Source organism: Thioclava sp. GXIMD2076 (assembly GCF_037949795.1).
Taxonomy (GTDB): Bacteria; Pseudomonadota; Alphaproteobacteria; order Rhodobacterales; family Rhodobacteraceae; genus Thioclava; species Thioclava kandeliae.
On record NZ_CP149933.1, the window covers coordinates 444,602 to 466,841 of the forward strand.

Consider the following 22,240-nt stretch of genomic DNA (forward strand, 5'->3'; position numbering starts at 1 on the left):
TCAGAATGTCTTCCAGTCGCCTGACTGCTCGAACGCATGGGCCGCGCGGTAGATCACATCCTCGTCGAAATGCCGCCCGACCAACATCATGCCCACCGGCAGACCATCGGCCAGACCACAAGGCACGGACATCGCGGGATGATGCGTGATGTCGAAGGCGCAGGTAATCCCGACCATTTCCAGCCCGCGGGTGATGACCTCGTCAAAGGACATGTCCCGGGTCGGGAAAGGTTTCGCGGTCACAGCGGTCGTCGGCATCAGGAGCAAATCGACCTTGGCGAGCGCCGCATCATAGGCTGCGCGCAGACGGCGCGAGAGGTTCATGCCCTTGCCATAATAACGCGTGCCGGTCTGGTCCTTGAAATACCGCCCCGCCAACAGCCCGATCTTGGCATGTGAGGACAGCTCGTCCGCCCGCATCCGCCAGCTGCGATAGCGGTCCATCAACGAGGTCGCATAAAGATCGCTTCGCGAAGCGCCAAAACCGTCGCCCTCGAACATGGTGGCATAGGTGCCTTCAGTGCAGATCGCCTGGAAGATATGGCCCGCATCATGGTGCATCGGGACCGAGATCTCGACCACCTCCACACCCAGCGCCTCGAACCGCTTTGCCGCGGCGCGCACCTTCTCGTTGACCGCCGGGTCGGCGTGACGGTCCTCGAAGCCCTCTTTCAAAATGCCGATCTTCAGCCCTCTGGCCTCGCCGGTCAGCGCCTTGGTATAGTCTTTCACGATCGGAGTCTTGATGCGCGGGTCAAACCCATCATCGCCTGCCAGAACCTCCAGCAGCAGCGCGTTATCCTCGACCGTGCGGGTCATCGGACCGGCATGGTCGATCTGGATCTCGATCGGCATGATGCCGGTATAGGGCACCAGGCCATGGGTGGGTTTCATGCCGTAGATGCCGCAGAAGGACGAGGGCATACGGATGGAGCCGCCCTGATCGCAACCAACAGACATGTCCACCTCGCCGGTGGCCACCGTCACCGCGGAACCGGAGGACGAGCCGCCCGCCGAATAGCCCTGCCGCCACGGGTTATGCACGGCGCCGGTCGAATTGGTGAAAGAACTGCCCGTCATGCACAGCAATTCACAATGCGCCTTGCCCGCGATCTCGCCGCCCGCATCAAGAATGCGCGTCACCACGGTCGCGTCGAACTCGGGCACATAGCCATCAAGCACCGAGAACCCGTTCATCATGGGCACACCGGCCAGCATGATATTGTCCTTGAGCGAGACCGTCTTGCCCTTCAGCTTACCGCTTGGCGCCCCCTTGATCGAGGTCTTCCAATACCAGGCATTATGCGGGTTCTCCCCGGCCTGCGGGCGATATCCCTGCAGCCTCGGATATGAGGATTGAGGGATATCGTCAGCCATCCCATCGAGCCGCTCGTAAGACGTGATCCGGTCGCCGATCGCCTTACGGTAATCCTCCAGTTCCTCGTCGGAAAGCGAGAGACCGCAGTTTGCGGCGAGGTCACGCATCTGCGCCTGAGTGGGCAGTTTGGGGGCCATGACAGTGCTGATCCTTCTTGGGCAATGCCAACCAGTCTAGCCGCGCGCGACGATCTCGGCAGTGCCGACTGCGCCAATAAATTTGACTGAACCGGCCAAAGCCTGACGCCCGCTCCAGAGGCAGAACGCGCCCGAAATCGGGGCGAGCGGAGGGCGAATATTATGATTCTGCCTGCCATATGGCCAGCGCCGCCTGTTTTCGCCCGCAAATTAGACAATCGGCAGAACGTGGTATCAGCTTTCTCTCTCGCCTGTTGATCGCAAGCGCGGCCATCGCCCATGACGGATTCATGTACGGAGTGTGCCAATGATTCCTCTGACTACCAATGTCAAATCATCGACCTTCATCAACGCGCAGGCGCTGCCAGCAAAAGACCGCTTCGCCTTCTGGAACGATGTGATCCACGCCCATTTCTGCCCTGCCGAGAACAGCGCACGCGGCAATGCAAAAGATTTCGAGGCGAAGATCCGCATGCGTCCCCTCGGCTCGCTTGGCGTAAGCGAGCTGGAAACCAGCGGCATGACCAGCAAACGCACCGTGAACTGTATGCGAAAGATGCCGCTCGACAGTTTCTTCGTCTCGCGTCTGACACGCGGACAGGCCCATGTTGCTCAGTCGGGACGTGACGCGGTCCAGAAGACCGGCGATTTCATCATGTATGACGCCAACAGCCCCTTCCAGATCGACATGGCAGAAACCTATGGCGGCAACTGGATCAGGGTGCCGCGCTCGCTGCTTCTCAACCGCATGCCACACGCAGAAGCGATGACCGCGCGCGCATTGTCGGGGAACACGCCTCTGGGCAAGATGCTGACGCATATCATGCTGGAGATCCAGGATCTCGATCTTCCCGCCGACAGCCCGGCCACACAGCGTGTGGCCAATTCACTGATCGACCTCCTGACGGCCGCCTTCGAATGCGAACACGGCATCTCGCAGATGGAAAACAGCCGCCATATCGGCCTGCTGGACAAAGCAAAGGGCTGGATCCTTGCCAATCTCGAGGACTGTGACATCGATAGCGACAGGCTGGTCGATGTCCTCGGTGTCTCGCGCCGCACGCTCAACCGGATCTTCGCGACAGAAAATACCACCCCTATCCGCTGGCTCTGGTCACAGCGCCTCAAGCGCGCCCACGAGATGCTCTGCTCGGGTCACGAGCTGCGGGTCTCGGAGGTCGCCCTGAAATGCGGCTTCAGCGACTTTTCCCACTTTTCCCGTGCGTTCAAGAGTGAATTCGGCCTTACGCCAAAATCCCTTCTCAAGGATCTGCATTAAACGGCACGTCTTTCATGAATTGTGGAAGGGTCGGCGCGTCCGGCCCTTCTTTTATGCGCCCATAGAAAAAGCCCGGCAGATCTGCCGGGCTTTTCCAGTTCCGTCAACGCGGCTCAATGCGCTCTGGCAGGCTTTCTCGCCGTGCTGAACAGGGCCGCCGCGATGAAGGTCGCGCCCCCGATGAGCACATATTGCCACACCGCGCCGAGATTGAGGAAGGGCAGCGCCGCAACGATGGTCTGGATGAAGAACGCGCCCGCCATCGTCGAGAGGAAGGATCCGCGCCCGCCGGTGATCTGCGCCCCGCCCAGCACCACGGCGGTAATGCTCATCATCGTGTAGCTGATACCCGTGGTCGGTGAACCGATCCCCACCTGCGCCGACAGCAGCACGCCCGCGAGCCCCGCAAGGAAACCGCTGGTGACGAAGGCCAGAATGACGATGCGCGCGCGCTTGAGACCGATCATTTCGGCGGATTTCGGATTAGAGCCGACCGCCCGCAAGGCGCGACCTGCCGGACGCCGGAAGAGCAGGTATTCGGCAGCAACCGCCGCCAGAACGATCACGACGAAGACTGCGGGCAGCGGCCCGACAAGCGCCTGTGCCCCATCCATGAAGTCCCCCCCGATCATCCCCGCAGGTGAGGGCCGCAGGATCAGCGACAGACCCTGAAGGCCGGTATAGGTCGCAAGCGTGATAACGATGGCCGGAAGCTTCAGCTTTTCCACCAGCAGACCATGCGCCAGCCCGATCAGGGTGCAGAGCGCCAGAATGGCAAGGATCCCGCCAAAAGTGCCCAGAGGTGGCGTGTCGGTCACAAGGAAGGAGGCCAGCACCACGGCCAGCCCCGCGACCGGCCCCACCGAGAGGTCGATGCCCCCCTTCATCATCACGAACATCTGCGCAAAGCCCGCAAGCGCGAGGATCGCGGTCAGCGTGGCGATGGATTGCAACGAGAAGGCCGAAAGGAAATAGGGGCTCTGCCACTGGGTAATGCCCATTACCAGAACCGAGAGCAGCACCAGAATGCCGGCCGGAAGCTGGTCCGAGGAGAGCCAGCGGCTTCTGGTCTTGCGGCTCACATCATCGGCAGCCTCGCGGATACCGGTGGCGTTGAGATTGGCCTCGGTGATCTTGGCATCATTGACATCCGCGCCCGACAGTTCGGCCACGACCCGCCCACGCGAGAAGACCAGAACGCGGTCACACAGACCCTCGATCTCGACCCCGTCGGCAGAGCAGACGATCACGGCCACGCCCTGATTGGCCATCTCGCGCAGCTTGCCATAGATATCCGAGCGCGACCCCACATCGACGCCCTTGGTCGGTTCGTCGACCAGCATCAGCTTGGGGCCCATCGCCATCTCGCGACCCATCAGAACCTTCTGCTGGTTGCCGCCCGACAGTGCCGAGACCGGCGTCTCGACTGTGGGGGCCTTCACCCGCAAATCGGCGTGGATTTTCCCAGCCAGCGCCTTTTCGCGCGTCTCCGACAGAACCCCGTTCGAAGAGATCCGCTCGAGCTGGCCAAGCCCCTCGTTTTCCTTGATCGACAGCGACAGGACCAGACCTTCGGCATGGCGGTCGTCGGGCACAAAGGCGATGCCGGCACGACGGAAATTGGCGACCCCCGCTTTGGGTTCGACCATATCCACCCGGATATCGCCCGAAGTGGCGGGGCTCACGCCGGCAAGGGCGCGCAGGAACTCCCGTTGCCCCTGCCCTTCGACACCGGCCAGACCCACGATCTCGCCCGGACGCATTTCCAGCGAGACATTGCTGAAGCCGTGCCCCGAAAGATCGGCCACCACCAGCGGCTTCGGTCCCGTGCCGATCTTGCCCTTGGCGGGGAAGACCTGCCCCAGCGGGCGACCCACGATCAGATCGACGATCTCCTGCGGGGTGAATTTCGACGCCACCCGCGTCTCGATCAGATCGCCATCGCGCAGCACCGAGAGCCGGTCGGCGATGGACATCACCTCCTTGAGACGGTGCGAGATATAGATGATCGCGGTGCCCTCGGCCTTCAGCTCGGCAATGAGCCTGAAGAGATGACGCACCTCGGGATCCTGGAACGGCTCGGTCGGTTCGTCAAAGATGAAAACCTTGGGGCGGCTCGCAAGCGCACGCGCGATCTCGAGCACATGTTCCTGCGCCAGAGACAGCTCGCCCGCGCGCGATTTCAGATCCATCGCCAAAGCCTTGGTCGAGACGCGATCCAGAAGCGCCTGCGCCGCCTCCATGCTCAGATCCTTGCGCGCAAGGCGGAGGTTTTCCAGCACGGTCAGATCGGGGGCGAGCGCCGGATGCTGGAAGGCCACCGACAGACCCATCTCTCGCACGAAGGCGGGCTGGGCCTTGGCCAGACGGCCTGCAATGGTCACTGTGCCGGTATTGGGCGCAAGCACGCCCGCTGCGCAATTGATCAACGTGGATTTTCCCGCGCCATTCTCGCCCACGATCGCATGGACCTCGCCGGGCCATGCCTTGAGGCTGACCCCCTTGAGCGCCTTCACGGGGCCGAAGGATTTGCTGATGGCATCCAGAACGAGCACGGGTTCGGCTGCGGGCGTCTCCATGATGTCGGTCATTTGGGTATCTTTCATGTTACGACCTCACGCGGTCTTCAGGCGTTGGGCGATGGTCGGCAGGCAGACCCCCAAGAGCACGATGAGCGCCTGAATGAGATACTGCACGGAGGTATCAAGCCCCAGCGACACGACGAGCTGACCCAGATAGGTCAGGAAGAAGGCGCCGATCCCCGTGGCCAGAACCGAGGATCGCTCGCCGGTCAGCGAATTGCCCCCCACGACATAGGCGGCCACCGAGGCCAGCATATAGGCATCCCCGCCCATCAGGGACGGCACGTTGGAAAGACCTGCGAAGATCACACCGGCTGCGGCGAAGAGCACGCCAGCGGCCACATAGGCGCCCAGCTGGAACAGCTCGACACGGAAACCGAGGGCGGCGGCGGTGCGCGGGTTGAGCCCCACCACCTTGAAGCGGCGCCCGAGCGTGGTCCGTGTCAGCACAAAGGCTACCAGCACCACAAGTAACAGTCCCGCAAGGAAAGCATTGGGCAGGCCGAGAACCCGCCCGACCGCGATATCGGCGATCGGCACCGGAACCACCTGCGGCGCGCCGCCGGAGAACTGCAACACAAGGCCAAGCAGTATGGAATTCATCGCAATGGTTACCACCAGAGGCGGCACGCCGAGGCGGGTCACGGTCAGACCGTTGATCAGGCCGATCCCCGCACCCACCGCAAGAGCCAGCAGCACGAGCCCGGTCGCGGTCATACCGCTGGTTCCTGCCGGATCGAGTGCCGTCACCAGCACGGCCGATAGCGAGAACAGCCCCGCGACCGAGATATCTAGGCCGCGCTGCTGGATCACGAGGTGCTGGCCGACTGCCGTCACTGCGGTGATCCCCGCAAAGGGCATCAGTCCCGCAAGAGCCGTCAGCGTCACGGTCGACGGCGCTGCAACCCCTCCGACGATGAGCAGCAGGATCAGGGCCGCAATGGCCCTGAACTCGTTACGTTGAAAATAGTTGGTCATCGGAAGGGTCCTTCTGTCTTCGCTTACTTAAAGACGTCCTGCATCTGCTCTTTCGTCATGGTGAAGGAGGAGACATGGGCGCCCATGGGCAAGTCGGGATCACAGACCGGCGCCTTTTTCGGGTCATCCGAGGTCGTCTCGTCGATCACCGGATCGATGATGATCGTCGGCTCGTCATTCTCGATATCGTTGGCCGCAGCCACACCCTTGCGCAGGGCAAGACGGGTCAGCCAGGTGCCTGCCGAGGTGGTGAAGAGCTGGAAGTCCGGATTGTCGGCGTGATGCTCTTTCCAGTAGCAGGCCAGCTCGTTCCCGTCACGGGTCGCCCAGAGCGGGATTTTCTTGCCGGCGATCTCGTAGGCACGGATAGCGCCCATCGAGCCGATCCCGTAATCGGAGATCACGGCGTCAATCTTGGGGTATTTCGCCAGAAGCGAGGTCATGACCTGCTGGTATTGCGCACGGTCCCAATTGGTGGTGACGGGCGCATCTTCCAACATCTTGATACCCGGATGGTCCTTGAAAACGCTCATCGCGCCGTCAAAGGTGTTCTGGGTCGAGTCCGCCCCCGGCGCGCCGCCAAGCATGATGACATTGCCTTCACCATTGAGCTGCTTGACGATCCATTTGGCCGCCATCTCGCCTTCGATATTCTGGTCGGCCGTGACCATGCCGACATAATCCTTCCCCGGGGTGCCCGGCCAGGAGGTGCCGCCATAGAAGGGAACGACCTTCGCACCGCGCTTCATGGCCTGGCTCATCGCCCGCAGCAGTGCCTGCCCTCCATCGGGGCGCACCACGATCACGTCAAAGCCCTGCGCCGCCAGACCGGTGATATCGGAGATCTGCTGCTCGACGGAGCCGCGTGCATCGACATAGCGGGCTTCTTTGATATTGGGACATTTCGCCGCCTCGAGCTCGAATTCCGCCTTGGAAATCTTGCGCCACGGATCACCCGAAGAGCCGGTCGAATAAGCCACGCGCAGGGGCTTGGTGCCACAGAACTGCGAGATATCCTTGAATTCGTCGATCGTGCCAACCTTCAGGGGATGCTGGTCAGCTTCCGCAAAGGCCGCGCCCGCCGACAGTGCCAACGCCGCGATCCCGAGTTGTACAGTTTTGGTAAGCTTCATGTTTCCCTCTTTCATTCGGGCGGAGCTCTTTATGGAACCTGCCCTCTCTCCTGTTGGTGCTGCGCTCCGCGGATCACGCGGAAAGCGGCGGGATTTTCTGATGCCAGTCGGTGAGCTTCTGGAAGGCGCTGCCTGCGCGCACGAGAGCCCCCTCGCCCAGATTCGGCGCGACAAGCTGCACCGCGAGCGGCAGACCATCTTGGTCGAACCCTCCCGGCATGGTGATGGATGGCGAGCCGGACATATCGTAAGGCCCTGTAAAGCGGATAAATTCCGAATTGTCGCCCTCGGCATAATCGGCCCAGTTGGCCAGTGCCGGCACCCGCCAGATGGTGGCCGGAATAAGCAGCAGATCAACCTGACGGAACATGGCCTCCAGATGGCCCGAGAAGATAAGACGGTCCTGATGGGCGCGCGCCACATCACGCGTGCTGTAGCTTTCGGCCATGTCGATCAACGCAGCCAGCGTCGATCCATAGTCGGATTTTAGACGCGGGTAGAAATCGTCATGGGCGGCGGCGGTCTCGGGCGCGCAGAGCGGTAGCCACGAGATCGCGGCCTCTTTCCAGTGTTTGACGCTGACATCCACCAGCACCGCGCCCAGCGATTGCAGCACTTCTGCCGCCGCCTCGACGGCGGCCACATTCGCCGGATCGACCCCTTCGGAAATATAGGCACGGTCGATCCCGATGCGCAGACCGGCAATCGACTGGCCCGCTTCGGCAGCATAGTCCGGCACGGGGGCAGTCAATGTGGTCGGATCATTGATATCGGCACCCGCCATCGCCTGAAGAACAATCCCCGCATCCGCTGCAGAACGTGCCAGAGGTCCGATATGGTCAAGCGAGGCCGCAAGCTCGAAGGCGCCATAACGCGAGGTCCGGCCCCAAGTGGGCTTGAGCCCAGTCACACCATTCACTGCCGAAGGGAAACGGATCGAGCCGCCGGTGTCGGACCCCAATGAGGCAAAGGTCATGCCTGCCGCCACCGAAACGCCCGTGCCCGAAGAGGACGAGCCCGCCCAGTGGCCCGCCGACCACGGGTTCAGCGGCGGCGTCACATCAGGGTGGTGGTTGGCATAGGCCTGCTCGGTGGTTTTGACCTTGCCCAGCGTGATCGAGCCCGCCGCTTCCAGACGGCGGATCACGGTCGCGGTGAAATCGGGCTGGAAATCCTTGTGGATACGAGTGCCGCCGGTCGTCTTGGCGAAATCGGTATAGAGGATGTCCTTGTAGTTCATCGGCACGCCATGCAGCGGCCCGCGATATTTGCCCGCCATGATCTCGGCCTCGGCCTGACGCGCCTGATCCATCGCGCGTTCTGCCGTCACGGTCACATAGGCGCCGAGTTTCGGATCAAGCGTCTCGATCCGCGACAGCATGTGCTCCGTTACCTCGACGGGCGAGATCTTGCGGGTCTTGATGTCTTCGGCCAGTGCCGTGATCGACTGGTAATGCATGGAAGGCTTTCATTGCTGGCCGGTCGGGCGGGCACACAAAAGCCCTGCCCGAACCGGCAGAGGTTCGAGAATGTCACGGCGATCTTTCGCGGTGACGATGCAGGACACTCCCTGCTATTCAGGAAAAATCAGGCCTTTTCGCTGATCGCGACCGGCACCGGTTCGGGATGGTGGTGGTGATGGTGGTGATGACCATCGATATCGGGCAGATCCGGCAGATCGCGGCGGAAGACGATGGGTTTGCCATGTTCGGTGGCAATATAGGACCGGCGCCAATGTTCCGATGTCTCGGCCAGTTCCTCGTCGGTCATGACACCGGTTTTGCGCAGAAGCGTGACAAGCGCTGCCGACCACTGCCGGTAATAGGCATCTTCCGAGGTCTCGGTGCCCGTCTGGGGATTGGCACGGATCTCGGTCGAGAAGGTCTCGACCCATGTGGCCCAGCTGAACACGCCCGCCTGCGCCAGTGCCATCGAGAGGCCGAAGACCTGCGCATGCCATGGCTCACCGAAACCGGGTGCGCCAAGATCCTGCGCCCCCAACGATTTCAGGTCGGTGCGGCAAGGATCAAGCGCTTGGATAATACTTACGATTTCCATCACATGGCCTCCAGATACTGTTCGTAGAGATCGATATAGACCGCGTCTTTGGCGCCCGCGTCGCGCCCCCAGAGATCAGCGCCCTCGAACCGCACCGTATAGGTGTGATCGACCGCGCCATAATCCCCGACAGAGCGCGCATCCGCATAAAAGCAGGCGCCTCGGTAGGCTACGATGGTGCAGGGTTTACCACGGGTATAGCGCGGCAGGCGGGTATGGGTTTTGGGGTTGATGTTCAGCGTCATCGCCTTGTCGCCCACCGCAAATTTCGGCTCTGTTTCGGCCTCGCCGGTCACAGGGTGGTTGGTGGTGAACATCTTGGCGGTTTCTTCGGGCGTCAACGCCTTCAGTTTCGCCGCCCATTCGGGAAGCGGCGCCTGAGCTTTGCCGGTGGCCAGTTCCTCGGAAGTAGCGATGCCCTTCTCAAGAAAATAGGTCGCGGTCCCGTCGAGCCAGTGCTCGTAATAGGGCGAGGCCAGCCAGTGCAGCGCGGGGATACGCTCCATCGAATGGCGCGCTTCATCGGCTACGGCGATTCCGGTCATCAGTGTCAGCAGGTGGAAGCCACAAGTGCGCGCCTCCCAGTCTTCGGCGAATTTGGGTTCGTTGACATCCAGCACGATCGGTCCCATGCCGTGCATCCCGCCCAGATCGTGGATCGAGTTCATAGCACGGCCTCCTCGGTATTTTCGGATTTGGCCAGCTCTGCGGGGGTCATCGCCACACCGGTTCCGATCATCGAGTTGCGGGTCACCAGCTTGGCCAATTGTTCTTCCGACCAGCCTTCGGTGCCGGCGGGACGCTCGGGCAGAACCAGATAGCGCAGTTCGTTATTGCTGTCCCAGACGCGGACTTCGGTCTCATCAGGGATATGCAGGTCGAACTCTTCCAGCACGGCACGCGGCTCGATCACAACGCGCGAGCGGTAAGGCGCGGCCTTATACCAGTTCGGCGGCAGGCCGAGCACCGGCCACGGGTAGCACGAGCACAAGGTGCAAACGACGACATTGTGGACGCCGGGCGTATTCTCGCACACGACCATATATTCGCCCTGAAAACCCGCAAAGCCGAATTCGAGGATGGCGTCGGAGGCGTTCTCCATCAGACGCTGTTTATAGGCGGGATCGGTCCATGCGCGGGCCACGACCTTGGCGCCGTTCTTGGGGCCTAGCTGATGCTCGAAGATATCAATGATCGCATCCACGGCACCTTCCTTGATGAGCCCCTTCTCGAGGAGCAGCTGCTCCATCGCGCGCACACGCAACGCCTTGTCAGAGGGTGGTTGCGTCCCGTGGGAATGATCGGACATCTTCGGCTCCCTTGTTCTGGTAACGGCCGCCTGAGCGCGGCTCTTTCGATACTGCTACCCTGACGCCAAATGCCCGAACTGTCTGTGCTGAAAATGCCGAATAAGCTGGCTGTATTGGCCAAGAGTGCCAAGGCAGACGTATTATGCAAGCGTCCGCCTTGGCGACTGGCAGGCCGTGCGCTCCACAGGCGCACGGTCAGGACCCGCCACTCAGGCGTGGTCGAAGGTATTGAGCGGGGCGTTGCGAACCAGCTGCATCTCGGCGGCAAGATCGATCCGGCGAGCCAGGAGAGCATAGACTACCGAGGAGACCAGCAGACCGACGATGAAGGAGACATCGACACCGCTCATGCTCGCGGCCAGCGGGCCGGTATAGAGAGCCGAGCTGAAGAAGGGGATCATCGCCACGAACCCGATCAGATAGCTGGCAATGCCGATACCACCCCACGCACCATACATTCCGCCATCGGGGCGCATGATATCGGTAATCGAATAGCGACCGTTGCGCACAAGGTAGTAGTCGGTCAGGTTCACGGCCGTCCACGGGATCAGCACATAGCCAAGGATCGCGAGATAGGCGCCAAATGTGTTGAGCATATCCTGCGACATGGCGAGCGAGCAGATCAGCGCAAGGATCATACCGAGGGTGATCGACACGGTGCGCAGCTTTGCGGTCGGACGCAGCGGGCGGAAGGCCTCGAGCCCCGAGATCAGTGCAAGCGTGCCGCTATAGGCAGTGATGGAGATCGTGATCAGGCAGCTGAGCGCTGCGACCACCATGGTAAAGCCCCCGAGCCCGAAGCCGAAACCGTCACCCAGCTGGCGCACGGCAGCGATGGTATCAAGATCCGGATAGGCGGTCGTAACGATGGCACCGATGCTCTCGAGCCAGACTGCGGAAAGCGTGGTCCCGAAGAAGACCGAGGCCGACACTTTGACACCGCTGGTCCTCGCGGGAAGATAGCGGGTGTAATCCGACACCAGCGGTGCGATGGCCAGCTGGTAGATCGCCGAGACGCCGAATTGCAGGAAGAAGGCATGGGTGATGAACCCGCCCTTGTCGAACAGCTCGCCGATAGGCAGCACGGTGAAGACGGCAAGCGTCAGCAAGGCGAAATTGGCAAGCGTCAGCCACGAGGCGAATTTCTCGACCTTCATCACCAGCCGGAAGCCGACAATCGCGATCGCGCCCGCGATCACCGCGATCAAGACCTGCAGCAGCGTCAGCGAACCGATCCCCGTGACATCACTGACCGCGAAGGACGAGGTCTGGATCAGGAAGACCGCAAAGCCGAAAGGCGAGAGAGTGGCAGCAAGGATCGGAAGCAAAACGCCACGCGAGCCGAACTGCACACGCGACTGGATCATCTGCGGCAGACCCATCACCGGGCCCTGCGCCCCGTGGAAGGCCTGGAACAGCGTGCCGACCAGCGATCCGGTCAGGATCGCGATCAGCGCCCAGCCCAGAGACAGCCCTTGGGCCACGCCGACCGCTCCCGTGTAGATCGTCAGGATTTGCGCGTTGATCATGAACCAGAGCTGCACCTGCGAGCGGACATTGCCATGCCGTTCGGCGTCGGGCACATAATCGAAGGATCGGGTTTCGAGTAGTTGTTCGGACATTGCAGTCTCCCTGACCGAGCCGCTCCGGGCCCCTTTGACAAAAACGGACCTCACCGGCCCTACTTTGCCCAGAATGCGCGCGCAGCTGTCAGAAAACTTGGACTCAACGGCCATAGTCTCGCCCAGACCCGCCAAAAAGAGCAGCCGACAATGCACAACGCGCCCGACCTTGGCAGGCGGGCGCGTCGGATATGCCGGTCCGGAAGGCGGGATCAGCCGAACATGAAAACGGTGCGGCGGTTCGTAGGCAGGGTCACCATCGCGTCGAGATCGATGAAGGCGGCGCTGTCCTCGATCACCTCAGGCAGGTCCCAGCACTCCTCGGCCTGCGCCTCGGTGGCGAAGCTATAGACGGAGACGGCGTCATAGGCCGGACCGCCCTCGGCCAGATAGCGGCCCTTATCCTGCGGGGCCACAGGAAAATGCTCATAGGAAATTAGCCCCTTATCTTTGATCAGCTCGACCATGCGGGGTCCGTGACGGTCACGGTAATATGTCAGGAAGTCCTCCAGCGACATGCCGGGCTTGCGCTTCATGATGAAGGCGACGGTATACATTGCGGTCTCCGTATCTGTTGATGACCCCAGATTTGCACAAGACCCTGCCACTCGCTCGTCCTTGACGGTCACATATTTGACCGTGACGGACGAATGCGAGCCGTCTCAATGACGAAGGGTGGAGACCTGCCGCGGTGTCTTGCCGTAGGCTTTCTTGAACGCCCGTCCGAAATAGCTCAGATCGCGGAAGCCGCATGCATACGCCGCCTCGGTAACAGAGCGCGCTCGCCCTTCCGAAAGCATTGCATGGGCTTCGGCCAGACGCCGGTCGCGCAGCCAGCTCATCGGCGTGGTACCCTCGGCGGCAAACACCCGCCCCAGCGAACGCACCGAGATATTCTGCGCCTCGCTGATATCGGCCACCGACAGCTCCTCTTCAGCCATATGCGCAATCATGAAGCGTTTGATACGGTTGAGGGTATCGTTACGGCCTGCGACTTCGGTGCGCGGCGCGCCCTGCCCAACGGCTCCCGAGATCAGGTCGAGCGTCGGCGACAGGAATTGCTCGGGCACATCGGTCTCGCGGGCAGTGTCGATCAGATTGGTGATCAGGTTACGGATCAGCGCCGCTTGCGGACGGTGCGCCTCGAGCAGGGTGCCCCCCAGATCGCACACGCCCAGCATCCGTGCCTCTATCATACGGCGCGGCACACGCAGTAGCGCGGTACGGTAACGGGAGGGATAATCGTAATGATAGGGGCGCGAACCGTCATAGATCAGCACCGTGCCCGCGTCATGACGGACCGAGCGGTCATTCTGGCGGAAGAAGCCGCCACCCTCCAGCATCGCCGAGATGAAGAAGGTCTCCTCGTCTCTCTGGCGGATATGGCGTTCCTTGCGGTCGTAGCGGACAGGATCAGAGGATAGCAGCGTCAGCTCGCTGTCGCCGCAGCGCGCGATATCGATCTCCGCATAGAAGCGCGACCGATCGGGCGCGATGCCATCGCAATGGGTGAAGGAGGTCTCGACGATATTGTGCCAGAAATCATACTGCATTCCCGGCGCCTGATGTGCGGTGCTCAGATGCTGCATTCCTGTATCCCTGATAACCGTGAAGAGATGGATTTCCCTATAACCTCCGCTAAGAGGTTTGATTCATTTGCGCGAGTCCTGCCGCATGATCCGGTGCAAATTGCCCAATATGTGACGATATTTTCATCATCAACTCATCACTAAGCCTAAATATCACACAAAGTGCGAATTGCGCCCTGCATATCGTGGCCCCGGAACCCTCTGACAATTGGCCAGCGAGTCCGACTTTCTGGCCGTGTAAGCCAAGCGATCCGGGACAAGAAATGGCCATCATCCTTCCAAATGACGCTGCAAATCGACGGAGATCACATGACCCGCACTTCCCAGACCACCCTGCGCCTTGTAATGCCCCAATGGCAGGGCGGTGACCTGCCGGCGTATCGCGTGGGCGCAAAGATCCTCGAGGCTTTGCTGCCCGATGCAACGGGGCCTGTCGAGACGATCGCCATCCCCGTAGAGAGCGACCGCTCCGAGCAGGACGGCATCAAAGCGCGCGCGGCATTGCTGGCGCAGCTGGACGCCGCCCGCGAGGCGATTGCCAAACATGCCCCCGAAGCGATCATGACGGTGGGCGGCGACTGCCTTGTCGATCTGGCCCCCATCGCCTATCTGGCCGAGAAATACGAAGACGACATGGCCGTTCTCTGGGTCGATGCTCATCCCGACGTAATGAACAAGAGCCTGTTCAGTCACGCTCACGCCCATGTGCTGGCAATGCTGCTGGGTGATGGCGATGCCGATTTCACCTCTGTTGTGAAACGTCCGGTCGATCCCAAGAAGGTTCTCTATGTCGGCGTGAACGACATGATGGATGTCGAAGAAACCTATCTGGCAGACCGCGGCATGAGCGTGATCGGCCCCGATGCGTTGCGCGCCAACCCGCAAGCGGTTGTCGATTGGCTGAAGGCCTCGGGCGCGACCAAGGTTGCAGTCCATTTCGACCTTGACGTGCTGAACCCCGTCGGCCGCGACTACCTGCTGTTTAACAAACCCGACGCCCCCGAAGGTGCCTTTGAGGGGGTCGCTACCGGCAAGCTGGAGCTGGAAGAGATCGTCAGCTTGTTGAAGGGCGTGGCGGGCGAACTGGATATGGTCGGCCTCGCCATCACCGAATTCCTGCCTTGGGACATGATCAACCTGTCCAGAACGCTGGCCGAGCTGCCGATGGTCGGATCGGAGAACGCATGAGCGCACCCATCCTGAGCGCAAGGGGCCTCAAGAAAAGCTATGGCGGTGTCCGTGCCTTGCGCGGCATGGACATCGATCTGGCGGCAGGCGAGATCCACGGCCTATGCGGTGAAAACGGCGCGGGAAAAAGCACGCTGGTGAAAATCCTCGGCGGGTTTGTGATGCCCGACGAGGGCGAACTGGGCATTGACGGCATGCAGATCGAACTGGGCACGCCCGTCGATCCGGCGCTCCTGTCAATCGTCCACCAGGAACTGTCGATCATCCCGCATCTGAGCGTTCTGGATAACGTCATGCTGGGCGCGCGCGAGGTGGGCCGGATCTACCGCCGCGAGCCGTTCCGCGCGCATGTCCGTCAGGTGCTGGATTCCGTGGGGCTGGAGCATGTGGCGCTCGATGCGCTGGCCGAGACCCTACCGCTGGCCGAGCGCCAGCTGATCGAGATCGCACGCGGCATCGCACGCGGGGCCAAGGTATTGCTGCTCGACGAGCCGACCGCGACCCTGTCGGATGGCGAGATCGAGAAGGTCTTTGCCGTTCTGCGCCGCCTGAAGGCTGAAAAAGGCACCACCATCGTTATCATCTCGCACCGCCTGAACGAGATCTTCGCGCTGACAGACCGCGTCACCGTGCTGCGCTCGGGCCAGCATGTGATGACCGCCGATACATCGGCGCTGACCAATGCGACGCTGGTCGAGGCGATGATCGGCCATGAGATCAAGATCGGCGAGATCGCCCCGAGCCATGCCCGGCATGGCGTAACCCCGCGCCTGTCACTGAACAACTGGAGCGTGCCGGGCCGTGTCGCGCCCGTCAGCATGGATGTGCAGCCGGGCCAGATCCTGGCGCTGGTGGGCCAGCTTGGCTCGGGGGCCGATGCGCTTCTGGAAAGCCTTGCGGGCCTGCAACCCGCCAAGGGGACACTGTCGCTTGATGGCGCGGACGTCACGCCGCGCAACATCACGCAGGCCTATGCCGCAGGTATCGCCTATGTGTCCGAGGACCGCGCCCGCCGTGGGGTGTTTCTCGAGGCGCCGATCGGGACCAATTTGGTCAGCCAGATCCTTGATCGCGTGTCCAGGAAAGGCTGGATAATTCCGGCAGCGATCCGCGAAAAGGCAACCGGGCTGGCCCGCGGCTTCGCCATCGATCCCGCGCGTCTGCCCCATGATGTCTCGACCCTGTCGGGTGGCAACCAGCAGAAGGTCTCGCTGGGCAAGGCCGCAGCTCTCGGGCCGCGTCTTCTGCTGCTCAACGAGCCGACCCGTGGTGTCGATATCGGCGCACGCTCCGAGATCTATGACCAGCTGCGCAGTCTGGCCGAGGCCGAGGGGCTGGCCATTCTCTTCTACTCTACCGACCTTGAAGAGGTGCTCGATGCCTCCGACCGTATCGTGACCTTCTATCGCGGAGCCGTGGTGCGCGATGCCGACCGCCCCGAGATGGATGCCGATGCGATCCTGCACGATATCCTCCATGGCCCCGAAAAGGAGACTGCCGCATGAGCGCCGCACCTCTTTCCCCGCCCTCGCGCGTATCGGGGATGTTCGCCCCCGCCCGCGTGCAGGCCACGGTAATCCAGATCACCACGGTCGTCATGTTTCTGGTGGCCTGCGCGACAATCGACAATTTCGCCACCGCTTCGAATATCTCCTCGATCCTCTTTGCGGCATCGACCGTGGGAATTGCCGCAGTCGGTCTGGCCTCCGTCACCATTTCGGGCAATCTCTTCGCTCTGTCGCTTGGCAGCACGGCGGCCTTCTCGTCGATTATCTTCGTCATGGTCTCCGGCTGGGGTGTGATCCCCGCGCTCTTGGCCAGCATCCTGCTGGGTCTGGTTTTCGGACTCCTGCAAGGGCTGGTCGTGGGCTGGCTTCGCTGCAATGCCATCATCTCGACCATCGCGGCAGGCTCGCTGATTGCAGGTCTGGCGACATGGGTGTCGGACGGGCGCACGGTTCTGGCCGGGGGCGGTCCCACATGGCTGGGAAGCGGCGCCATCCTGCCCGGCGTTCCGTGGCAGGCGGTGATTTTCCTCATCGTTGTTGTCTTGGGCGAAATCCTGATGAGCCGCACCCGCGCCGGATGGGAGCTGCGCCTGCGCGGCACCAATGCCGCCGCCGCCGAGCTGGCGGGCCTGCGGGTCACGCGGATGGTCATCCTCTCCTATGTTCTGGCAGGGGCCGGAGCCGCAATTGCGGGGGCCCTGATTGCCGCCCAATCGGGCACGGGCAACCTGCGGGTGGGCGCCGACCTCGATTTCAGCGCCATCGCCGCGATGCTGGTAGGCGGCATTGCCATTGGCGGTGGCCGTGGCCGGATCATCGATGTGGCCTGGGGCACGCTGTTTCTGGCGGTCCTGACCAATATCCTTCTCGTCAACAACTTCGCCTATGAGGTCCAGCTGATGGTCAAAGGGCTCGCCGTTCTGGTGGCCGTGACGGCCGGTGCCCTTCTGGCCCGCAAGAAGCGCTGAAAGGGATCGCTATGAAAACGCTTGCAGAAAACCCCCTTCTTGTCCTGCGCTGGGTGCTGCTGATCGGCATGGGCGTGATCTTCACCGCGCTCAACAGCTACTTCCTTGCTGCGGGCAATATCTTCGCGCTTGGCGACAGTTTTGCACTGCTGGGTCTGGTGGCCCTGGGTCTGGCCCTGACCATGCTGGCGGGCGAGTTCGACCTGTCGGGCGGCGCGATGGTCGCCGTCTCGGGGCTCATCATGCTCAAATGCGGGGCCGATAACGCGGCTCTCGGGCTGGTCGCCGCATTGGCCTTTGGCGCGCTGGTCGGGCTCTTCAACGGTGTCGTCACGCTGAAGCTTAACGTGTCCTCGCTGGTGACAACGCTGGGCGTGATGATCCTTCTGTCGGGCTTTGCGGTCTGGCTGGAAGGCGGACAGGCGGTCAGCTTTGCCAATTACGATCTGACCGATGCCTTCAACATGGACTGGTTCGGCGTCTTCTCGCCCCGTTCGGTGATCACTATCGCGCTCTTTATCCTCACCGGTCTGATGCTGGTCTTCACCCGCATGGGGCGCGACATCATCGCTGCCGGCAGCCATCGCAAGGCCGCCACCATGGCCGGCGCCAATGTGGGCGGTGCGATCGTCACGACCTTCGTGCTCTCTGGCCTCTTCGCCGCCCTTGCCGGTGCGCTTCTGGCCATCACGCTGGGCCGCGCCTCTTCGACCTTCGGCGCGAACCTGCTGCTGCAGGCCGCCTCGGCGGCGATCCTCGGAGGCATCGCTCTTTCGGGCGGCGTCGGGCGCCCCTTCGGCGTGGCCGTGGGCGTGATGGTGCTGGCCGTTCTCAATAACGGGCTGGGGCTTATCGGTGCCAGTTCTCCCGCGATCCTGCTGCTGAACGGTGCCGTTCTGCTGATCGCGGTGCTTGCCGGAGGCGCGCCCGCGCTCTGGCTGAAAACGCGGCTCAGGGCCTCGGAGTCCTGAGCACCAACACACCAAAACCAAGAAACAACGTCATCCCAACAGGAAGGTCTTTCCATGACTCTCATCCGCTCCACCCTCGGCGCCCTGCTTGCAGGCTCTCTTCTGGCCACCGCTTCCTTTGCCGCTGACAATGCACAGAAAGGCAAGAAGGTCATCTTCCTCGGTGCCGACGATATCTGCGAATATTGCGCGGTCTATAATGACCAGATCCGCAAAATGGCCGCCGAAAAGGGCATCGACCTCGAGGTCGTGACCAACAAGTTCGATGCCGCCCAGCAGGCCACGCAGGTTGATCAGGCCATCGCCAAGAAGCCTGACGCAATCCTGATGTGGACGATCGACGGCACCGCATTGTTCCCCGCGATGCGCAAGATCCAGCGTGCGGATATCCCGCTGCTGCTGACTGATGTGCAGCCCGATCAGGCCCGCGAGGACCTCTGGACCCAATATACCGGCGGCAATTATGAGGAGCAGGGATCCAAATCCGCGCAGCTGCTCGTGCAGGCTCTGGAAGCGAAGGGCAAGCCTCTGGAAGGCGGCGTGATCATGATTACCGGCATCGTCGGTCAGGCGCAGACCATCTCGATGACCAAGGGCTTCACCGAGACGCTCGCCAAGATTGCTCCCAAACTGGAAATCCTTGGCGCACAGCCCGGCAACTGGGATACCGGAACCTCGACACAGGCGGCTGCGGGTCTGTTCACCAAATATGGCGATAAGATCGTGGGCGTCTATGCGGCGGAGGATATCATGATGCAGGGCGTCCTGATTGCGGCAGAACGCGCGGGGCTCGACCCCAAGACGATGGCAATGATTGGTGGCGGCTGCGAACCGGTCGGCATCAAGAACATCAAGGCCGGCCTGCAATATGGCACCGTTCTGCAATCGCCGTTGGATGAGGCGCAATATGCCGTGCAATCCATAGTGGATCTGTTCAACGGCGCGGACATGCCGAAATCGGTCTATGTGCCCCACCCGATGGTCACCGCCGAAAACGTGGATGCCGTCTGCAAACCGTGGCCGAGCAAGTAAGGTCCAGCCGACACCGGCAGACCGGAAGGGCAGCATCCCCGTGCTGCCCTTTTGTCATGGCGCTTTTGTCATGGAATGGCACCCAGCACGGATCCGCGTGCCTTACCACCTGCCGGAAACACCGACCCGAGCAAGCGCAGACGGGGGTCGGTCGGCTCGGCAGAGCGGCGCAGGACACCGGGTGCCATCGCATTCGGATCATACCCTATGCGCCTCGCACGGGGGGCACGCAGCCATGAAAAACCACATGCTTCAGCCGAAGGATATAGGTGCAGAGTAGGGCAATGTGGCGGCCTCTCCCCGAGAAGGATACTGGTCGCCTTCGCGGATAAAAGACCGGATGGCGCTCGAGGGCAGTGCTCCGCGGCGGTGCAGGCCCGCCGCGCGGATCGCTGGCGCAACATGCGCCTCCAGCCCGCCGGGGCCCCGCGCCAAGATTTACGCCAGCCCGACACAGAGTAGCGTGGAAAGGGAGGTCAGGGATAAGGTCCTATCTGCGCCAACATCACAGCTCCCGTCAGAAACCCGAGACGTATAGGCGCGCGCCGTGATCATACTTCCCGACAGGCGGAGATTTCCATCACCCCGGACATCGGGTGCTGCCCCCTATCCTGAGCGCCGTGAGCACATTCGTTTTGGTCAGCCTCATCATGCAGGTTATGGGCCCCAATACGTCCGTCGTCTTGCGGCTTGCCAGTGCCTTGGTCATTGCGCGCGCCCGTGTCATCCGGACTGCTGGCATCGGCCCGTTTCTTTGCAGGGGTCCAATGCAGAGTGTGATATCCAGACCCGCCACCGTATCGGCCAGATCTTGGATCCGCACCTGACCGGCATCGGCGTGGCACGCGCCGCGATACATAACGGAGCCGCCGATACCGGACGGGCCCTGTGGACTGGCGCGATCAACCCAAAAAAGTGCCACCGCCTGATGGCGATGGCACGATAGCAAAGGGGCAAGCCCGTGGTCTGGCGTCTTAGTTCCAGAAGCCTTCGTCAACATCCTTGAGTTGCTCGAGCTGCTCTTCGGTCTGCGACGTTACGATTGCGTATTTGCCGTCATCGATCGGCACCAGATGGGTTGCGTCAACCGGGATCACCACATGCTTGTCAGCGATGTCGAGGAAGCCGCCGACTTCAGCCACGACGCCGACCATCTGGCCTTCGGGCGAGAGAACCACGTCCTCGATCTCGCCGATGTCGTTCAAGCCGTCATCGTTCCAATCCGAGGCGAGCGCATCCCAATCCATCGAATCCCAGCTCTGACCGCCATCCTTCGCGATGGTGTAGATGTCACCACCGGTGATGTCGCGCGAGCGGATCAGATTCGTCGAGTCGGACATATCGATGCCGTTTGCGGTTGCTTCGGTTGCCACTTTGGCTTCGGCACCAGCCTCCATGGACGCATCGGTTTTGTGGTCATCCGCATAGGCTGCACCAGCGATAAGGGCCATTGCGACGGCAGTGGTGGTCATGAATTTCATTTTGTTTTCCTCCGTTTGTCGATCACTTGCCCAACTATTGGGCGTAATTTTCGTTCCACGGATTTTTGAAAAAAATCTCGAATATGTGTCGCACTGTGTAAAATACCGTGACACCCTTCCACGCCCTGTCGCGAAAATCCCGCGCCAAGATCCGCCGAAGTCTAAAATTTCCCTTGTCTCTTTGACGATCTCCCTTCATGTTGGGTGCGCAATTGCTATTCTGATCGAATTTCTGCCCCCGCCTCTGCGGTCTCGGCTGATCGACTTGGATCACTTTCGCCGAGCTGTCGCATATCGCGGGCAGCGCTTTCTACTTGGAGACTACGGATATGGCCAGCGGCACCGTAAAATGGTTCAACAGCACCAAAGGTTTTGGTTTCATTCAGCCCGATGATGGCGGCAAAGATATCTTCGTGCATATCTCGGCAGTCGAGCGCGCCGGCCTGCAAGGTCTGAACGACGGCCAGAAGGTGAACTACGAGCTTCGCGCAGGTCGCGATGGTCGTGAATCCGCTGCTGATCTCGAACTCGCTTGAGCAGCTCGGCCGACGATTTTTTCAGAAAAGTCTCTGATTCCGGTGTGACTGCCTCGTCGCGTCCTGACCAGAAGGCGCTATCTGCGGAGAATTCCCGCAGGTCTGCGAGCCCTCAGGAAAAGACCGATGCGGCATTCAGGAACATCCAAGACGACGAGCATAAAGAACGCGCTGAAAAAACGGCGCGGCTGAAAGCAGCCCGACTGGCACGCGACACGGATCGCTGAGGCAGACGGGCATCAAGCACCCAGACTATCGAAAGGGCGGATCAAAGATCCGCCTTTTTTCTTGCGCGACGCATACGCGGTCTGCCTGATCGCTTTTTATCTTGCCATGACGAACTGTAAGGCCCGCACCCGACCGGCGGCGCAAGACAGTCCGCAGAAAACGACCCCTTCTGCCAGTATTCTCCCGCGACATCCGTCGTCGTGAAGCGGATCCATAAGCGCGGGCTTTCCCGATCTTCCGCTCTACGCTCACATGAACGCAT

Annotated in this window: 19 protein-coding genes; 7 read left to right on the top strand and 12 right to left on the bottom strand. The window is 61.5% G+C overall.

Translation table 11 applies throughout. From position 1 onward, the window contains the following. Entirely contained in the window at positions 1-1,515 is a 1,515-nt protein-coding gene (locus WDB91_RS15910) for an amidase (RefSeq protein WP_339114610.1), read from the bottom strand. 307 nt (positions 1,516-1,822) lie between these two features. On the opposite strand from WDB91_RS15910, the gene WDB91_RS15915 reads away from it, so the two are divergent. After that, positions 1,823-2,794, top strand: a complete 972-nt coding sequence (locus WDB91_RS15915) for a helix-turn-helix domain-containing protein (protein ID WP_339114611.1) — start codon at positions 1,823-1,825, stop codon at positions 2,792-2,794. Between the two features lie 113 nt (positions 2,795-2,907). Here WDB91_RS15915 and WDB91_RS15920 read toward each other — a convergent pair whose 3' ends face one another. From WDB91_RS15920 to WDB91_RS15965, 10 genes are all read right to left on the bottom strand, one after another. Then, positions 2,908-5,400: an ATP-binding cassette domain-containing protein gene (locus tag WDB91_RS15920; protein WP_339114612.1), complete on the bottom strand. Its 2,493-nt coding sequence runs from the start codon at positions 5,398-5,400 to the stop codon at positions 2,908-2,910. A gap of 9 nt (positions 5,401-5,409) precedes the next feature. Beyond that, entirely contained in the window at positions 5,410-6,354 is a 945-nt protein-coding gene (locus WDB91_RS15925; protein ID WP_339114613.1) for an ABC transporter permease, read from the bottom strand. 23 nt (positions 6,355-6,377) lie between these two features. After that, positions 6,378-7,487 carry a substrate-binding domain-containing protein gene (locus tag WDB91_RS15930; RefSeq protein WP_339114614.1) on the bottom strand — a complete coding sequence of 370 codons (1,110 nt, stop codon included), beginning with the start codon at positions 7,485-7,487 and terminating at the stop codon, positions 6,378-6,380. 73 nt (positions 7,488-7,560) lie between these two features. Beyond that, positions 7,561-8,946 (bottom strand): amidase, encoded by a 1,386-nt coding sequence (locus WDB91_RS15935; protein ID WP_339114615.1) that lies wholly within the window; start codon positions 8,944-8,946, stop codon positions 7,561-7,563. Positions 8,947-9,074: 128 nt separating this feature from the next. After that, a complete protein-coding gene (locus tag WDB91_RS15940; protein WP_339114616.1) occupies positions 9,075-9,545 on the bottom strand; it encodes a nitrile hydratase accessory protein in 471 nt (156 codons plus the stop codon). Further along, positions 9,545-10,213: a nitrile hydratase subunit beta gene (gene nthB, locus WDB91_RS15945; protein WP_339114617.1), complete on the bottom strand. Its 669-nt coding sequence runs from the start codon at positions 10,211-10,213 to the stop codon at positions 9,545-9,547. Before nthB ends, WDB91_RS15940 begins: the two co-directional genes overlap by 1 nt. Further along, on the bottom strand, positions 10,210-10,854 hold the full coding sequence (nthA, locus tag WDB91_RS15950) for a nitrile hydratase subunit alpha (RefSeq protein WP_339114618.1): 645 nt from the start codon (positions 10,852-10,854) through the stop codon (positions 10,210-10,212). The genes nthB and nthA overlap by 4 nt, the downstream gene beginning before the upstream one ends. 210 nt (positions 10,855-11,064) lie before the next feature. Then, complete coding sequence (locus WDB91_RS15955; RefSeq protein WP_339114619.1) at positions 11,065-12,477, bottom strand: cytosine permease; 1,413 nt, start codon at positions 12,475-12,477, stop codon at positions 11,065-11,067. A gap of 212 nt (positions 12,478-12,689) precedes the next feature. Then, complete coding sequence (locus tag WDB91_RS15960; protein ID WP_339114620.1) at positions 12,690-13,034, bottom strand: EthD domain-containing protein; 345 nt, start codon at positions 13,032-13,034, stop codon at positions 12,690-12,692. Positions 13,035-13,139: 105 nt separating this feature from the next. Continuing rightward, positions 13,140-14,066: an AraC family transcriptional regulator gene (locus tag WDB91_RS15965; protein WP_339114621.1), complete on the bottom strand. Its 927-nt coding sequence runs from the start codon at positions 14,064-14,066 to the stop codon at positions 13,140-13,142. 309 nt (positions 14,067-14,375) lie between these two features. Between WDB91_RS15965 and WDB91_RS15970 the strand changes: the two genes are divergently transcribed. Genes WDB91_RS15970 through WDB91_RS15990 form a run of 5 tightly spaced genes read left to right on the top strand, consistent with a single transcriptional unit; the run spans position 14,376 to position 19,733 of the window. Beyond that, positions 14,376-15,254 (top strand): arginase family protein, encoded by an 879-nt coding sequence (locus WDB91_RS15970; protein WP_339114622.1) that lies wholly within the window; start codon positions 14,376-14,378, stop codon positions 15,252-15,254. Next, on the top strand, positions 15,251-16,759 hold the full coding sequence (locus WDB91_RS15975; protein WP_339114623.1) for a sugar ABC transporter ATP-binding protein: 1,509 nt from the start codon (positions 15,251-15,253) through the stop codon (positions 16,757-16,759). Before WDB91_RS15970 ends, WDB91_RS15975 begins: the two co-directional genes overlap by 4 nt. Next, positions 16,756-17,730, top strand: a complete 975-nt coding sequence (locus tag WDB91_RS15980) for an ABC transporter permease (protein WP_339114624.1) — start codon at positions 16,756-16,758, stop codon at positions 17,728-17,730. Before WDB91_RS15975 ends, WDB91_RS15980 begins: the two co-directional genes overlap by 4 nt. An 11-nt stretch (positions 17,731-17,741) precedes the next feature. Next, the gene (locus WDB91_RS15985) at positions 17,742-18,701 is read left to right on the top strand and encodes an ABC transporter permease (protein ID WP_339114625.1); all 960 of its coding nucleotides are present in this window, start codon (positions 17,742-17,744) and stop codon (positions 18,699-18,701) included. Positions 18,702-18,755: 54 nt separating this feature from the next. Then, positions 18,756-19,733, top strand: a complete 978-nt coding sequence (locus WDB91_RS15990) for a sugar ABC transporter substrate-binding protein (RefSeq protein WP_339114626.1) — start codon at positions 18,756-18,758, stop codon at positions 19,731-19,733. Between the two features lie 974 nt (positions 19,734-20,707). On the opposite strand, the gene WDB91_RS15995 is transcribed toward WDB91_RS15990, so the two are convergent. Then, on the bottom strand, positions 20,708-21,214 hold the full coding sequence (locus WDB91_RS15995; protein ID WP_339114627.1) for a PRC-barrel domain-containing protein: 507 nt from the start codon (positions 21,212-21,214) through the stop codon (positions 20,708-20,710). 329 nt (positions 21,215-21,543) lie between these two features. Between WDB91_RS15995 and WDB91_RS16000 the strand changes: the two genes are divergently transcribed. Continuing rightward, positions 21,544-21,750, top strand: a complete 207-nt coding sequence (locus WDB91_RS16000; RefSeq protein ID WP_339114628.1) for a cold-shock protein — start codon at positions 21,544-21,546, stop codon at positions 21,748-21,750. Positions 21,751-22,240: the final 490 nt, after the last annotated feature.

What these genes read in the sequence shown, in the direction of transcription:
- WDB91_RS15980 (WP_339114624.1), top strand. Translation starts at nt 16,756, where the DNA reads ATGAGCGCCGCACCTCTTTCCCCGCCCTCGCGCGTATCGGGGATGTTC.
- WDB91_RS15970 (WP_339114622.1), top strand. Translation starts at nt 14,376, where the DNA reads ATGACCCGCACTTCCCAGACCACCCTGCGCCTTGTAATGCCCCAATGG.
- WDB91_RS16000 (WP_339114628.1), top strand. Translation starts at nt 21,544, where the DNA reads ATGGCCAGCGGCACCGTAAAATGGTTCAACAGCACCAAAGGTTTTGGT.
- WDB91_RS15965 (WP_339114621.1), bottom strand. Translation starts at nt 14,066, where the DNA reads ATGCAGCATCTGAGCACCGCACATCAGGCGCCGGGAATGCAGTATGAT.
- WDB91_RS15935 (WP_339114615.1), bottom strand. Translation starts at nt 8,946, where the DNA reads ATGCATTACCAGTCGATCACGGCACTGGCCGAAGACATCAAGACCCGC.
- WDB91_RS15955 (WP_339114619.1), bottom strand. Translation starts at nt 12,477, where the DNA reads ATGTCCGAACAACTACTCGAAACCCGATCCTTCGATTATGTGCCCGAC.
- nthA (WP_339114618.1), bottom strand. Translation starts at nt 10,854, where the DNA reads ATGTCCGATCATTCCCACGGGACGCAACCACCCTCTGACAAGGCGTTG.
- WDB91_RS15985 (WP_339114625.1), top strand. Translation starts at nt 17,742, where the DNA reads ATGAAAACGCTTGCAGAAAACCCCCTTCTTGTCCTGCGCTGGGTGCTG.
- WDB91_RS15940 (WP_339114616.1), bottom strand. Translation starts at nt 9,545, where the DNA reads ATGGAAATCGTAAGTATTATCCAAGCGCTTGATCCTTGCCGCACCGAC.
- WDB91_RS15960 (WP_339114620.1), bottom strand. Translation starts at nt 13,034, where the DNA reads ATGTATACCGTCGCCTTCATCATGAAGCGCAAGCCCGGCATGTCGCTG.
- WDB91_RS15930 (WP_339114614.1), bottom strand. Translation starts at nt 7,487, where the DNA reads ATGAAGCTTACCAAAACTGTACAACTCGGGATCGCGGCGTTGGCACTG.
- nthB (WP_339114617.1), bottom strand. Translation starts at nt 10,213, where the DNA reads ATGAACTCGATCCACGATCTGGGCGGGATGCACGGCATGGGACCGATC.
- WDB91_RS15925 (WP_339114613.1), bottom strand. Translation starts at nt 6,354, where the DNA reads ATGACCAACTATTTTCAACGTAACGAGTTCAGGGCCATTGCGGCCCTG.
- WDB91_RS15915 (WP_339114611.1), top strand. Translation starts at nt 1,823, where the DNA reads ATGATTCCTCTGACTACCAATGTCAAATCATCGACCTTCATCAACGCG.
- WDB91_RS15975 (WP_339114623.1), top strand. Translation starts at nt 15,251, where the DNA reads ATGAGCGCACCCATCCTGAGCGCAAGGGGCCTCAAGAAAAGCTATGGC.
- WDB91_RS15910 (WP_339114610.1), bottom strand. Translation starts at nt 1,515, where the DNA reads ATGGCCCCCAAACTGCCCACTCAGGCGCAGATGCGTGACCTCGCCGCA.
- WDB91_RS15920 (WP_339114612.1), bottom strand. Translation starts at nt 5,400, where the DNA reads ATGAAAGATACCCAAATGACCGACATCATGGAGACGCCCGCAGCCGAA.
- WDB91_RS15990 (WP_339114626.1), top strand. Translation starts at nt 18,756, where the DNA reads ATGACTCTCATCCGCTCCACCCTCGGCGCCCTGCTTGCAGGCTCTCTT.
- WDB91_RS15995 (WP_339114627.1), bottom strand. Translation starts at nt 21,214, where the DNA reads ATGAAATTCATGACCACCACTGCCGTCGCAATGGCCCTTATCGCTGGT.